This window comes from Agromyces salentinus (assembly GCF_009749395.1).
In the GTDB taxonomy this organism is placed as follows: Bacteria; Actinomycetota; Actinomycetes; order Actinomycetales; family Microbacteriaceae; genus Agromyces; species Agromyces salentinus.
In genome coordinates this window covers 40,229-52,342 of sequence record NZ_WBIR01000024.1, presented here as the reverse complement: position 1 = coordinate 52,342, position 12,114 = coordinate 40,229, and the positions used below count along the sequence as shown (strand labels likewise).

At 72.2% G+C, this 12,114-nt stretch carries 14 protein-coding genes; 7 read left to right on the top strand and 7 right to left on the bottom strand.

From position 1 onward, the window contains the following. Positions 1-6 precede the first annotated feature (6 nt). Positions 7-840 (top strand): SDR family oxidoreductase, encoded by an 834-nt coding sequence (locus GQQ95_RS17825; protein ID WP_343032772.1) that lies wholly within the window; start codon positions 7-9, stop codon positions 838-840. 308 nt (positions 841-1,148) lie between these two features. Here GQQ95_RS17825 and GQQ95_RS17820 read toward each other — a convergent pair whose 3' ends face one another. From GQQ95_RS17820 to GQQ95_RS17810, 3 genes are all read right to left on the bottom strand, one after another. Beyond that, positions 1,149-1,526 (bottom strand): YciI family protein, encoded by a 378-nt coding sequence (locus tag GQQ95_RS17820; protein WP_157428948.1) that lies wholly within the window; start codon positions 1,524-1,526, stop codon positions 1,149-1,151. Positions 1,527-2,010: 484 nt separating this feature from the next. Continuing rightward, the gene (gene glsA / locus GQQ95_RS17815) at positions 2,011-3,234 is read right to left on the bottom strand and encodes a glutaminase A (protein ID WP_212275568.1); all 1,224 of its coding nucleotides are present in this window, start codon (positions 3,232-3,234) and stop codon (positions 2,011-2,013) included. Positions 3,235-3,332: 98 nt separating this feature from the next. Beyond that, positions 3,333-4,277, bottom strand: coding sequence for an SDR family oxidoreductase (locus tag GQQ95_RS17810; protein ID WP_157428946.1), 945 nt, complete (start codon positions 4,275-4,277; stop codon positions 3,333-3,335). A 178-nt stretch (positions 4,278-4,455) separates the two neighbouring features. On the opposite strand from GQQ95_RS17810, the gene GQQ95_RS17805 reads away from it, so the two are divergent. After that, positions 4,456-5,298: a helix-turn-helix transcriptional regulator gene (locus GQQ95_RS17805; protein WP_157428945.1), complete on the top strand. Its 843-nt coding sequence runs from the start codon at positions 4,456-4,458 to the stop codon at positions 5,296-5,298. A 135-nt stretch (positions 5,299-5,433) separates the two neighbouring features. Here GQQ95_RS17805 and GQQ95_RS17800 read toward each other — a convergent pair whose 3' ends face one another. Beyond that, positions 5,434-5,997, bottom strand: coding sequence for a hypothetical protein (locus tag GQQ95_RS17800; RefSeq protein ID WP_157428944.1), 564 nt, complete (start codon positions 5,995-5,997; stop codon positions 5,434-5,436). Positions 5,998-6,166: 169 nt separating this feature from the next. Here GQQ95_RS17800 and GQQ95_RS17795 point away from each other — a divergent pair, with 169 nt between their 5' ends. After that, entirely contained in the window at positions 6,167-7,396 is a 1,230-nt protein-coding gene (locus GQQ95_RS17795) for a sensor histidine kinase (protein WP_157428943.1), read from the top strand. A gap of 131 nt (positions 7,397-7,527) precedes the next feature. Further along, entirely contained in the window at positions 7,528-8,127 is a 600-nt protein-coding gene (locus tag GQQ95_RS17790; RefSeq protein ID WP_157428957.1) for a response regulator transcription factor, read from the top strand. An 83-nt stretch (positions 8,128-8,210) separates the two neighbouring features. Here GQQ95_RS17790 and GQQ95_RS17785 read toward each other — a convergent pair whose 3' ends face one another. Further along, positions 8,211-9,248: an NADP-dependent oxidoreductase gene (locus tag GQQ95_RS17785; RefSeq protein ID WP_246205774.1), complete on the bottom strand. Its 1,038-nt coding sequence runs from the start codon at positions 9,246-9,248 to the stop codon at positions 8,211-8,213. 103 nt (positions 9,249-9,351) lie between these two features. On the opposite strand from GQQ95_RS17785, the gene GQQ95_RS17780 reads away from it, so the two are divergent. From GQQ95_RS17780 to GQQ95_RS17770, 3 genes are all read left to right on the top strand, one after another. Then, a complete protein-coding gene (locus GQQ95_RS17780; protein WP_157428942.1) occupies positions 9,352-9,870 on the top strand; it encodes a MarR family winged helix-turn-helix transcriptional regulator in 519 nt (172 codons plus the stop codon). 380 nt (positions 9,871-10,250) lie between these two features. Next, on the top strand, positions 10,251-10,616 hold the full coding sequence (locus tag GQQ95_RS17775; RefSeq protein WP_157428941.1) for a hypothetical protein: 366 nt from the start codon (positions 10,251-10,253) through the stop codon (positions 10,614-10,616). A gap of 150 nt (positions 10,617-10,766) precedes the next feature. Next, complete coding sequence (locus GQQ95_RS17770; protein WP_157428940.1) at positions 10,767-11,276, top strand: methylated-DNA--[protein]-cysteine S-methyltransferase; 510 nt, start codon at positions 10,767-10,769, stop codon at positions 11,274-11,276. A gap of 27 nt (positions 11,277-11,303) precedes the next feature. On the opposite strand, the gene GQQ95_RS17765 is transcribed toward GQQ95_RS17770, so the two are convergent. Next, positions 11,304-11,777 carry a nuclear transport factor 2 family protein gene (locus tag GQQ95_RS17765; protein WP_157428939.1) on the bottom strand — a complete coding sequence of 158 codons (474 nt, stop codon included), beginning with the start codon at positions 11,775-11,777 and terminating at the stop codon, positions 11,304-11,306. A 97-nt stretch (positions 11,778-11,874) separates the two neighbouring features. Further along, a complete protein-coding gene (locus tag GQQ95_RS17760; RefSeq protein WP_157428938.1) occupies positions 11,875-12,090 on the bottom strand; it encodes a hypothetical protein in 216 nt (71 codons plus the stop codon). Positions 12,091-12,114: the final 24 nt, after the last annotated feature.

Here is a 12,114-nt window from a genome sequence, read left to right as displayed (position 1 = left end):
GCCTGGTTGGCGGCGCCGGGCGAGCCGACCGCGCCGGGCGAGCCGGCCGCGCACGCGGCTGCCGCGCTCCGGGACGGCGATGCCGAACGGGCGGTCGAGCCGGTGCGGCTCGCGGTCGTCACGGGCGCGAGCCGCGGCATCGGCCGCGCGATCGCGTCACGGCTGGCACGCGGCGGTGCCGACATCGTGGGCGTCGGCTCCTCGATCGACGGACTTGCGGATGCCGCCGCCGAGGTCGAGGCGCTCGGCCGCCGCTTCGAGCCGCTCGCCGCCGACCTCGCCGACCCGGATGCTGCGCTCGACCTCGCATCGCGCATCACCGCGGCGTTCGGCACGCCCGACGTCCTCGTGCAGGCCGCCGGAATCAATCGGCGCGCGCCCGCCGCGGAGCATCCGACCGCCGACTGGGACGACGTGCTCGGCGTGAACCTGCGCTCGCCGTTCATCCTCGCCCGCGAGCTCGGCCGTGGCATGCTCGCGCGCGGCAGCGGCAAGGTCGTGTTCGTCGCGTCGCTGCTGAGCTTCCAGGGCGGGTTGACCGTGCCGGGCTACGCCGCGAGCAAGGGTGGCATCGCCCAGCTCACGAAGGCGCTCGCCAATGAGTGGGCCGCGCGGGGCGTGAACGTCAACGCCGTCGCGCCCGGCTACGTTGCCACCGACATGAACGAGGCGCTGCAGGCCGACCCGGTGCGCTTCCGGCAGATCTCCGAGCGGATTCCGGCGGGCCGCTGGGCGACCCCCGACGACATCGCGGGCGCGGTGGCGTTCCTCGCCTCGCCCGATGCCGTCTACGTGCACGGCGTCGTGCTGCCGGTCGACGGGGGCTGGCTCGGGCGCTGAGCGCTCGAGGGCGACGTCGGTCGTCGCCGGGCATGCGGGCGCCGCCGCCCGCGGAGACGTCGGCGTGGCCGCGGGGATGCGTGCGGGTCGTCCGGTTGGGAACCTGTAGCCGTGCCGGCGTGCCGGCGTGGCTCGGCGCCGGCGTAGCGGTGCGGCGGTGTTGCCGTGTAGCCACGCGGTGCGGCGGTTGCCGTGTAGCCACGCGGTGCGGCGGTTGCCGTGTAGCCACGCGGTGCGGCGGTGTTGCCGTGTAGCCACGCGGCGCGGGGTCGCGACGCGCCCTCGCTCCGGGACGCCGGCCGACGCGATCAGGCGTCGGGGGCCTCCTGCAGCGCGCGAACCTCGATGCGGCCCTGGAGCGCCAGCGACGCCTTGGTCGCCCATTCGACGGCCGCGGCTTCGTCCGTGGCCTCGATGACCCAGAAGCCGCCGACGTACTGCGACGCCTCGACGAACGGCTCGTCGAGCACTCGGGGCGCGCCCGCCGACGGGTCGACGGTCTTCGCGGTCGACGGCGGATACAGGCCGCCGGCGAACACGAACGCGCCCGAATCCTTGAGCGCGGTGTTGAACTCGTCGACCGCCGCGATCACGGCGGCGAGGTCGGCGGGGTCGAATTCCTGCATCGACGCCATCGTCGGCTCCTCGGCGGAGTCGTGGGGAACGGTGAGGAAGTACTGCGTCATGATCGAAACCTTTCGTCATTGCGCGCCGTTCGGAGCGCCTCCTACTCATGCGTCGAACAGGTTCGGGCCGGATCGACAGGCACCGGGGGTTTCTTTCGAGAATGCTGTGGCGAAGTGGCGAAGTGGCGAAGTGGCGAAGTGGCGAAGTGGCGAAGTGGCGAAGTGGCGAAGTGGCGAAGTGGCGAAGTGGCGAAGTGGCGAAGTGGCGAAGTGGCGAAGTGGCGATGTCGCGATGTCGCGAAGTAGGGAAGTAGGGAGGTAGGGAAGTAGGGAAAAGGCGATGTGGCGATGTCGCGAAGTGGCGGGACTTCCCGGGGCGAGACCCGGTTCCGAGCACCCTCGGCCGATGCCGCTCAACTGCCACTCTTTCGCCGAGCGCGCGGGCGCTGCCGATCAGCTCCCGATCAGCGGCCTCAGCGTCGAGCACAAGCACAAGCACAAGCACGAGCACGAGCACGAGCACGAGCACGAGCGGGCCGGCCGCTCAGTGGCCGAGCACGCCCTCCGGGTCGCGCACGACGACCTTGTCGCCGCCGCCGTCCGTGCGCTGGCCCGCGACGCCGGGTGCCTCGCGGAACAGGCGGGCGGCCGCGTCGCCGACGCGGGTGACGTCCGAGAAGTCGAGCACGAGGCATCCGTCATCGCTGAGGAGCGGGCTGAGGCGTGCGAAGACCTCCTCAGCCCCGGAGAAGAAGAGCTCGCCGCGCAGGGCGGCGACGGTCTCGGCGCCGTTGCGCGTGAGCGAGCCGACGGGGGAGAGCGGCTCGCCGCGGTGCTGCATCTGGTGCAGCTCGAAGCGGGCCGACATCGCCTCGAGCATCGCGACGCCGCGCACGCTGTTGCCCTTCGCGTCGAGACGGGGGCTGAAGGTGCCGATGCCGAACTGGCCGGGCAGCTCTGCCGCGATGCCGCCGCCCACGCCGCTCTTCGCCGGCAGGCCGACGCGCATGAGCCAGTCGCCCGACTCGTCGTACATGCCGCAGCTCGTCATGACCGAGGAGGTCCAGCGCGCGGCATCCTCGCTGATGACCCGCTCGCGCGTGATCGGGTTCACGCCGCCCGTCGCGAGGGTCGCGGCCATGGTCGCGAGGTCGCGCGCGGTGACCGAGATCGAGCACTGGCGGAAGTACGCCGTGGTCGCCACGTCGACCGGGGAGCCGAGCGTGCCGGCCGCGAGCGTGAGGTAGGCGAGGGCGCGGTTGCGGTTGCCGGTCTGCGCCTCCGAGGAGAACACCGCCTCGTCGACGACGAGGTCGCGCCCGGCGAACCTCTCGATGCCCGCATGGATGGCAGCGAACTTCTCGTCGGCGGTGTCGCCGGCCATGAGCGAGGACATCACGATCGCGCCGGCGTTGATCATCGGGTTCAGCGGGCGCCCGGTCGCGGGCTCCAGGCTGATCGCGTTGAACGGCTCGCCGCTCGGCTCGATGCCGACGTGCGTCAGCACTTGCTCGAGGCCGAGCGCGTCGACCGCGAGCGCGAAGACGAACGGCTTGGACACCGACTGGATCGTGAAGTGCGTGTCGGTGTCACCGGCCTCGTGCACGACGCCGTGCACGCTCACGAGGGCGACCCCGAGCGGGTCGGGATCGACCCGAGCCAACTCGGGGATGTACGACGCCACCTCCCCGGACGTCTTCGAGCGCACCTCGTCGAGCACGGATTCGAGGGCGGAACGGACCGGATCGCGAACCTCGGTGGCGGTCATGCGGCACAGCCTACGCCCGGGGCGCGGCGGCATCCGGGGTGCGGCCGTCCGGGCGCGGCGGACCCCGGCGCGCGCCGACGGGTGCGGCCGCGCCCGCACTAGACGGCGGGGATCGCGACCTCGGTCAGGCGTTCCGAGACCTCCCAGATGCGGCGGGCCTCGTCGGCGCTGCGCAGGCGCGAGTACAGCTTCTGCTCCGCCGGGGCGCCGCCGAGGTGGCCGAGGCCCCGCGGACCGTAGAACCCGCCGGGCTTCGCTTCGGGGTCGGTCGCGGCCATGAGGGCCGGCAGCTTCGCGGACTCCACCGTGCCGAGCAGGATGCCGCGCGCCGAGAGCGCCCGGATGAGGCGGCGGCCCGAGACCTCCTCGCCGCGTCCGAGCTCGGGGCGCGCCGCGAGCAGGTTCGTGGGGGCGATGCCGGGATGCGACAGGTTGCTCGTGATGCCCCAGCCATTGGCCGCGCTGCGCCGATCGAGCTCGAGCCCGAAGAGGCCGAACGCGATCTTCGACTGGCTGTACGCCTTCATGCCGTCGTACGAGCGCTCCCAGTTCAGGTCGTCCCAGTTGATGGCGCCCTGGTTCGCGGCGATGCTGACCTGCGAGGTCACGCGTGCTCGGCCGGCCTTGAGGAGCGGCAGGAGGTGCGACACGAGGGCGAAGTGCCCGAGGTGGTTCGAGCCGAACTGCAGCTCGAACCCGTCGGCGGTGACCTGCCGCTCTGGCGGCGTCATCACGCCGGCGTTGTTGATGAGCATGTGGATCGGGCGATCCTCCGCCCGCAGGGTCGCACCGAGGGCCGCGACGGAGGCCAGCGAGGCGAGATCCAGGTCGCGGAGCGCGACATCCGCTCGGGGGTTGGATCGGCGGATGGCCGCGATCGCGCGTTCCCCCTTCTCGCGGTTGCGCACCGGCATGATCACCTCGGCGCCCGCAGCGGCGAGCCGTTCGGCGATGCCGAGGCCCATGCCGTCGCTGGCGCCGGTGACGACGGCGCGGGTGCCCGAGAGGTCGGGAACGGTGAGGTCGAAGGTCGTGCGTGGCATGTGCTGGCTCCTGCCGATCGTGTCGTGCTTCCACCGTCGCCGATCGGCGCGAACCTATTCAGGGCCTGACGATCCCCCGATACGCAGGCCGAGGCTCCCGCCCATCCTGGGATCGGCAGTCCGTGGATGGCCCCACGCGCACGCGCTAGAAAGGAACCGGAAGCCACGAGGGGGACGCATGGAGATCGACCGGACCGGACTGGCGGAGTTCCTCCGCCACCGCCGCGAGTCACTGCAGCCCGAGGACGTCGGACTGCCGCGCGGGCAACGGCGGCGCACGAGCGGGCTCCGCCGCGAGGAGGTCGCCGCCCTCAGCCACATGTCGACCGACTACTACTCGCGCCTCGAGCGCGAGCGGGGGCCGCAGCCGTCGGAGCAGATGATCGCCTCGATCGCGCAGGGCCTGCACCTCTCGCTCGACGAGCGCGACCACCTCTTCCGGCTCGCGGGGCACACGCCGCCGGGGCGGGGCTCATCCGGCGAGTACATCGGCCCAGGGATGCTGCGCATCTTCGACCGCCTGCAGGACACGCCCGCCGAGATCGTCACCGAACTCGGGGAGAGCCTGCGGCAGACGCCGCTCGCCGTCGCCCTCACCGGCGACCTGACCGCGTACCGCGGACCGGCCCGCAGCATCGGCTACCGGTGGTTCACCGATCCGGCGACGCGCGCGCTCTACGCACCCGAGGACCACGCCTTCCTCAGCCGGCTGTGGGCCTCGGGCCTCCGGCAGGTGGCGACGCTGCGGGGCGCCGACTCGCGAGCCGCTCACCTCGCCGAGCAACTGCTCGCGCAGAGCGAGGAGTTCCGCGAGGTGTGGGGCCTGCACGAGGTCGGCATCCGCCCGCGCGACGTCAAGCACTTCGTGCATCCCGAGCTCGGGGTGCTCGAGCTCGCCTGCCAGACGCTGCTCGACCCCGCGCAGTCGCACTCGCTGCTCGTCTACACCGCGATCCCGGGCAGCGAGACCGCCGAGAAGCTGCAGTTGCTCTCGGTCATCGGGAGCCAGACGCTCCGCTGAGCCAGCGTCGATTCGGGCGCGCGAGGAGCCTGGCGCGGGCGCGCGGCGAACGGGCCGGGAGCGTCTGCTCCCGGCCCGTCCTGGTTCCGGCTTCGGCGCGACGGGCCCCCGCCCGCGGCCGACGACCGGACCCGATCAGCGCGCCAGCGAGACGCCCAGCGTCGCCAGCACACCGAACACGACGCCCCAGAGGATGATCGAGATGATCTGCCAGAAGATCACGGTGTTGCGGTTGGCGCCGAACGAGACCATCGCGGCCGACGTGATCTGGCTGGGCAGCATGGTCTGCCCGACGATGCTGACGCCCGCGACGCCGTACTTGTCGAACGCGCGGCGGAGCTTCTCGCGGCGCGGCGACTCCTCGGGGCCGATCCCGTCGGCTGCGGCATCCGCATCGAGACCTCCCGAACCGGATGCCCCGGCGCCCGGCGCCTCGGCTCCGACCAGTGCGCGCTTGCGCTGACGGCTCGCGACCGCCTTCGTGCGGGCGCTGTGGGCGGTGAAGACGAAGATCAGCATCGAGATGACGTTGCCGATGACGGCTGCGGCGATCGCGAGGGCGGGCGGCAGCCCGATCACGACGCCGATGACCGCGCCGAAGTACGACTCGACGAACGGGATCGCGGCCACGATCATGACGCCGAGCCACTGGAGGAAGTCGGGGAAGGAGGAGGTGAAGTCCTGGAGTGCGTCGATCATGACGGGTCCTCTCGTGGGAAGCGGATGCAGCGGCCCCGAACGGGAGCGGCTGGTGATGGATCAAGCCTCCGCGACCGCGTCGCCGCCCGGCAGTGCCGTGGTGTCAGGCATTCGCGTGGGGTTCCGCACGCCGGAGCATGACAAATGTCACTGGCCTAGGCTCTGACCCATGCCTGCCGAACCCGCCCGGAGCGTGCACACCACGTGGCTCTACACGCTCGGGTCGATCGTCTTCTTCATCGGGTTCCTCGACGCCATCGTGATGCTCACGATGCTCGAGGCGTACACCGCAACGGGCGACCCCGCGACCGCGGTGCTCGTCCTGCTGACGCTCGTCGCGTCCGCGACGCAGATCCGCTACTGCTGGTTCCTCCGTGCCGGACGCGGCGGCGGCCTGCCGCACCCCGGCTGGACGGCGGCGCTCCTCGTGCCCGCGGCATCCGTCTGGGTGCTCGGCCTGTTCGTCCCGGGCGCCGAGCTCACCGCCGCCGTGCCGCTCTGGGCGGCCGCGTCCGTCCTCGCCTGCCTGCTGCCGACGCCGCGTCGACGCACGCTGCTGTTCGCGAACATCGGCCTGTTCGTCTCGCATCCGATCCTCACCGGGTGGATCACGGGCGTGCCCTTCTCGATCATCGGCTCGTCGGACCTGTGGGTGTTCGGCTTCTTCGCGGCGATGGTGCCGCTCATGCTGCTCTCGAGCCTCTGGTGGTGGGAGGTCGTCGTGCGGCTCGACCGCAACCGCCGCACGGCCGCCGAGCTCGCGGTGACGCAGGAGCGGCTGCGGTTCGCGTCCGACCTGCACGACATCCAGGGCCACCACCTGCAGGTCATCTCGCTGAAGGCCGAGCTCGCCGAGCGCCTGCTCGAGGTCGACCCTGAGGCCGCGCGCGAGCACATCCACGAGACGCGCCTCATCGCCAAGCAGGCCCTCGAGGAGACGCGTTCGCTCGTCGCCGGCTACCGCCAGGTCGCCTTCGACGACGAGCTCGAGAACGCCCGCGAGGTGCTCACCGCGTCGGGGGCCGCGTGCGACCTGCGGCTCGGAGCATTGCCGGCGGATGCCGCCGCGCGCAGCGCGCTCGCGTCCGTCGTGCGCGAGGCGACGACGAACATCCTGCGGCACAGCGAGGCGACGGCCGTGACGATCGAGGTCGCGACGACGGGCGGGTTCACCGAGCTGCGCATCGTCAACGACGGCGTGACGGATGTCGCGGCATCCGGTGCCGCCGGCGCCTCAGCGGGCGGGCGCGCCGGTGCCGAGGCGCAGGGGTCGGGGCTCGCCGGCCTGCGCGAGCGGCTCGCGGCGGTGGGCGGCGCCCTCGAGACGGTGACGGATGCCGCGCGCGGGCGCTTCGAGCTCCGGGCCACCGTGCCCGTTGGTGAGCAGGTGGAGGCGTGAGCGGCGCGGCCGGGGCCGGCGGGGTCGGGGCCGGCGGGGGTGCGGCTGGCGGGGTTGCGGCCGGCGGGGTCGCGGCTGGCGGGGTCGGAGTCGGCCCGGTCGACGCCGGCGCGGATGGTGCGGCACGCGGCATCCGGTTGCTGATCGCGGATGACGAGCACCTCATCCGCGGGGCCCTCGTCGCGCTGCTGAACCTGGAGCCCGATATCGAGGTCGTGGCGAGTGCCGCCGACGGCGTCGCCGCGGTCGAGCAGGCGATCGCGACGCGACCCGACGTGTGCCTGCTCGACCTCGAGATGCCCGAGGCCGACGGCATCGAGGCGGCGACGCGCATCCTCGCCGCGGTTCCGACGCGCGTCGTGATCGTGACCCGGCACGCCCGCCCCGGGGTGCTGCGCCGGGCCCTGGCGTCGAAGGTCTCGGGCTTCGTGCCGAAGTCGACGCCGGCCGAGGAGCTGGCGCACGTGATCCGCGACGTCGCGGCGGGGCGACGCTATATCGACCCCGAGATCGCGGCGACCGCGCTGACCGCCGAGCGCTGCCCGCTCACCGACCGCGAGCTCGACGCCCTGCGCTTCAGTCGATCGACGATGAGCGTGCAGCAGATCGCGGAGCGACTCCACCTCGCGCCGGGCACCGTGCGCAACTACCTCTCCTCGGCCATGACGAAGCTCGATGCGTCGTCGCGGCACGAGGCGGCCGAGCGGGCATGGGAGCAGGGCTGGATCTGAGCCGACGTGCGTCGGGCTCGGACGTGCTCCGTGGCGGTCGGGTGCGTGGCCGCGCTCGCGTGCCCTGCCCGTGCCCGCTCGGCTCAGTCGCGCGCGACCGCGCTCGTCGGCGTGAGCACGACCTTGCCGCGGAGCTCGCCGCGCTCGCCGAGGGCGTGCACGGTGGCGAGGTCCTCGAGCGGGTGGTGCGCGCTGACGTCGACGCGCAACTCGCCCGCATCGACCAGTCGGGCCAGTTCGGCGAGTTGGTCGGCGTCGCTCCTGGCGTACACGCTCACCGTGCGCACGTCGGCGGCCGCCGGCGCGGTTCCGGGCGTGGTGGTCGAGACGAACACGCCGTCGGGGCGGATGAGCCCGACGAGCGCCGCCGTCTCCTCTGGCGAGGTGCGCACGAGGTTGACGACGACGTCGACCGGCTCGGTCACGGCGTCGGTCACGGGCGTGCTCGTGTAGTCGACGACCTGGCTCGCGCCCTGCGCCTCGACCGCCGCACGGCTGCGCGGCCCCGCCGTGGCGATCACCGTCGCGCCGGCCCGCGCAGCGAGCTGCACGGCGAATCCGCCGACGCCGCCCCCGCCGCCGTTGACGAGCACGCGCTGTCCGCGCTGCACGTCGGCCTGCTCGACGACCGCCTGCCAGGCGGTGAGTCCGCTCGAGGCCAGCGCCGCGGCATCCGCGAGGGGGATGGAGGTGGGCGCGGGTGCGATGAGCTCGGCGGGCACGGCTGCGTATTCGGCGGAGGCGCCTGGCCCGGTCATGGGCAGGAACGCGATCACGTCGCGGCTGACGAGCTCGGAGTCGACGCCGTCGCCCACGGCGACGACCGTGCCGCTGACGTCGATGCCGGGCACGTGCGGCAGCTCGACCGGGAACATCCCCGCGAGGTAGCCCGCGCGGATCGAGGCGTCGACCGGGTTGAACGTGGTACCGGCGACGCGGACGAGGGCTTCGCCGGGCCCGGCGTGGGGACGGGGGACCTCGACGACCTCGAGGACGTCCGGCTGGCCGTACCGGCCGAACTGGATCGCGCGCATGGTCGTGGTGGGGGTGTCGTGCGCGCCCTTGCCCTTGCCCTCGCTGGTGCCCGTGGCCTGGGTCGGTGTCGTGGATGAGACGGTCATGATGGAGAACTCCTTCGAATTCGAACTACCTTCATCGATCGACAACGCCGTGTCGGGCGCGGTTATTTCCAATTCGAATCAATTCGCGTCGTAGGATGCGGGCATGCCGGAATCCGAGGCCTCATCGATGCTCCCGCCGGGCCTGCCGCCCGAGTTCGGCGTGTACTTCGCGCTCCTCGAGGTGAGTGCCCTCGTGGAGCACGGCGTCGTGGGCCAGCTCCGACGCGACGGCGACCTCAGCTTCGTGCAGTTCCAGATCCTCGCGATCCTCGGCGAAGACCGGCCGTCGCCGCTCAGCATGACCGACCTGGCCGACCGGCTCGTGCACAGCAAGAGCGGCCTGACCTACCAGGTCGGCCGGCTGGAGCAGTCGGGGCTCGTGACGAGAGCGCCATCGAGCGACGACGAGCGCGGAGTCGAGGTGCGGCTCACCCCCGAGGGCGCGGCGCTGCTCGAGCGCGTGGTCCCCGGGCACCTCGAGGTCGTCCGCGGCATGCTCGTCGAAGCCCTCGACGACACCGAGCGAGAGCGTCTCACCGGCCTGCTCGGGAAGGTCGGCAAGCACCTGCGCGCTCGGCCGCCTCGCTCGGCGCGCGGAATCGCCGCGGCGCAGCCGGACTGACGTCGGCCGGTGCGGCGGAGCGCTGGTGCGGCGGAGTTCCGCGCGCCAGTACGAGGCGGGCATCGAATCAGCGGGCTGCCATGGTGCGCGAGGCAGGAGGGGGCAGGTACCCAGCGCATGTGGCGATGTGGCGATGTGGCGATGTGGCGATGTGGCGATGTGGCGATGTGGCGATGTGGCGATGTGGCGATGTGGCGATGTCGCGCGACATTCCAGACCGACGTGCTCCTCCCGCGTGCTCGCCCGCCTCCTGAGCGTCCCGCGCGTTCCGCCCGTCGAACGCGTCCCGCGCGGCCCGATGCCCGCCCACCGGCGCCCCGACATCCGCTCGCCGCCCGCGGTATCGTCATCAGGCCACCCACCCAGAAGGAGCCCGAAGCATGCCCGAACTCATCCTCTCCGGCAATGACCTGCAGACCGTGCCGGTCGTGGTCGAGATCGCCAAGGGTCTGGGCTACGAGGCCACGCAGCCCTCGGAGCGGAGCATCAAGCTCGAGCGCGGCAACCTGACGAAGACGTTGCTGCTCGGGGCGATGGCGGGCAAGAACTTCCACATCTCGTTCACCTTCGACATCGGCGTAGACCAGCACGGCAACACGTGGCTGCGCTTCGACCAGGACGGCGCGCTGGGCGCGGTCAAGGGCGGCGCCATCGGCTACGCCAAGAGCAAGAACGCCTACGGCGACTTCATCGACGCCGTGCGCCGCGAGACGACGCAGCGCGGGCTCTTCCTCGGCGAGCGGTAGCGAGTGGCGGCGGCCGGGCGAGCGCCGCGTGCACGCGCGGCGATTACTCGGCGGCGGACGCGCCTGCCGGCCGGCCCATAGCGAGGATCACGTCCGATTCCCGCTGCCCAACGCGGCCGCGCAGCAGCGAAGACCGACGATCATGGAAGCATGACCCGGCGGCACGCGACCCTCCCGACCGACCTCGGCGACCTGCTCGTGGTCGCCGACGGCGAGGCGCTGGCGGGCATCACCTTTCCGGGGCACTGGCACCCGCTGCCCGTCGAGGCGCTCGGTGTGCCGGTCGCTGCCGACGAACCGCTCGTCGCGCGCTTCGGTGAGGAGCTCGCCGAATACCTCAGCGGCGAGCGCACGGAGTTCGACCTGTCGATGGCGCCGGCGGGCGACGAGTTCCAGGTGGCGGTGTGGCAGATGCTGCGCGAGATCCCGTACGGCACGACCACGACATACGGTGCGCTCGCCGTGCGGCTCGGCGACCGCAACCTCGCGCGGCGGGTGGGCAATGCCGTCGGACGCAATCCCCTCAGCATCATCGTGCCCTGCCACCGGGTGGTCGGCGCCGACGGGTCCCTCACCGGGTACGCCGGCGGCCTCGAGCGCAAGCGACTGCTGCTCGAACTCGAGGGGGCGCCCATCGTCGCGCAGACGCGCCTGTTCTGACGGGTGGATGCCGCGGCATCCGCCCGGTCAGCGCAGTCGCCGACGGTGGGTGATGCGGTAGATGCCGTGGCCGATCTTCAGGCCGAAGCCCGTCGACCCGTGGGGGCCGTAGGGCTCGTATGCCCGCATGCGGATGATGCGAAGCGCGTCGGGTTCCCCGTCGTCACGAGTGCCACCGTTCGTGTCGATGACGAACACCTGCGGGAAGTCGAGGCGCTTCGACCCCATCTTCAGCACGTGATGCGTCGACGTCTCGATGACGACCGAGGTTCCGTCGGCGCCGAAGAACCAGCGCTCGACGTCGAAGCGCATGCTCGCCATCTGCGTGAACGCCCACGCGAGGCCCTCGCGTACGGCCGCGATGCCGACCATGTCGGGGTACGGGTAGTGCGGGTCGTAGAGCACGATGTCGTCGGACATCGTGGCGGTCGCGGCGTCGACGTCGAGGGCCTGGACCCCCGCGAGCATCGACTCGACGAGCTGCTGCACCGGTGCGGACATGCGGCACACGCTAGCAGCGCGCGCACCCGCGGGCGCGGATGCGGCCGTGCGTGCCGAGCTGTGAACTCGAGGGCGGCGCGGCCGCGCACCCGGCGCGCTAGTCGATCCCGCGCTCGACCGCCGGATCCGCGTCCTCGTCGGGAAGCGGCGAGGATTCACCTGCGATGCCGACGCCCTGCCCCTCGGGGGCCTGTGCAGTGCCGCGATGCGAGGCGACCTCCTCCTCGTCGACCTGGGTCATGGGCAGGTTCGCCCGATCCTCTTCGGCCCGGTTGTCAGTCGGGGCTGCCGCGTTCGTGGACGTGTCACTCATGTCAGTGCTCCTTTCCGGATGCCA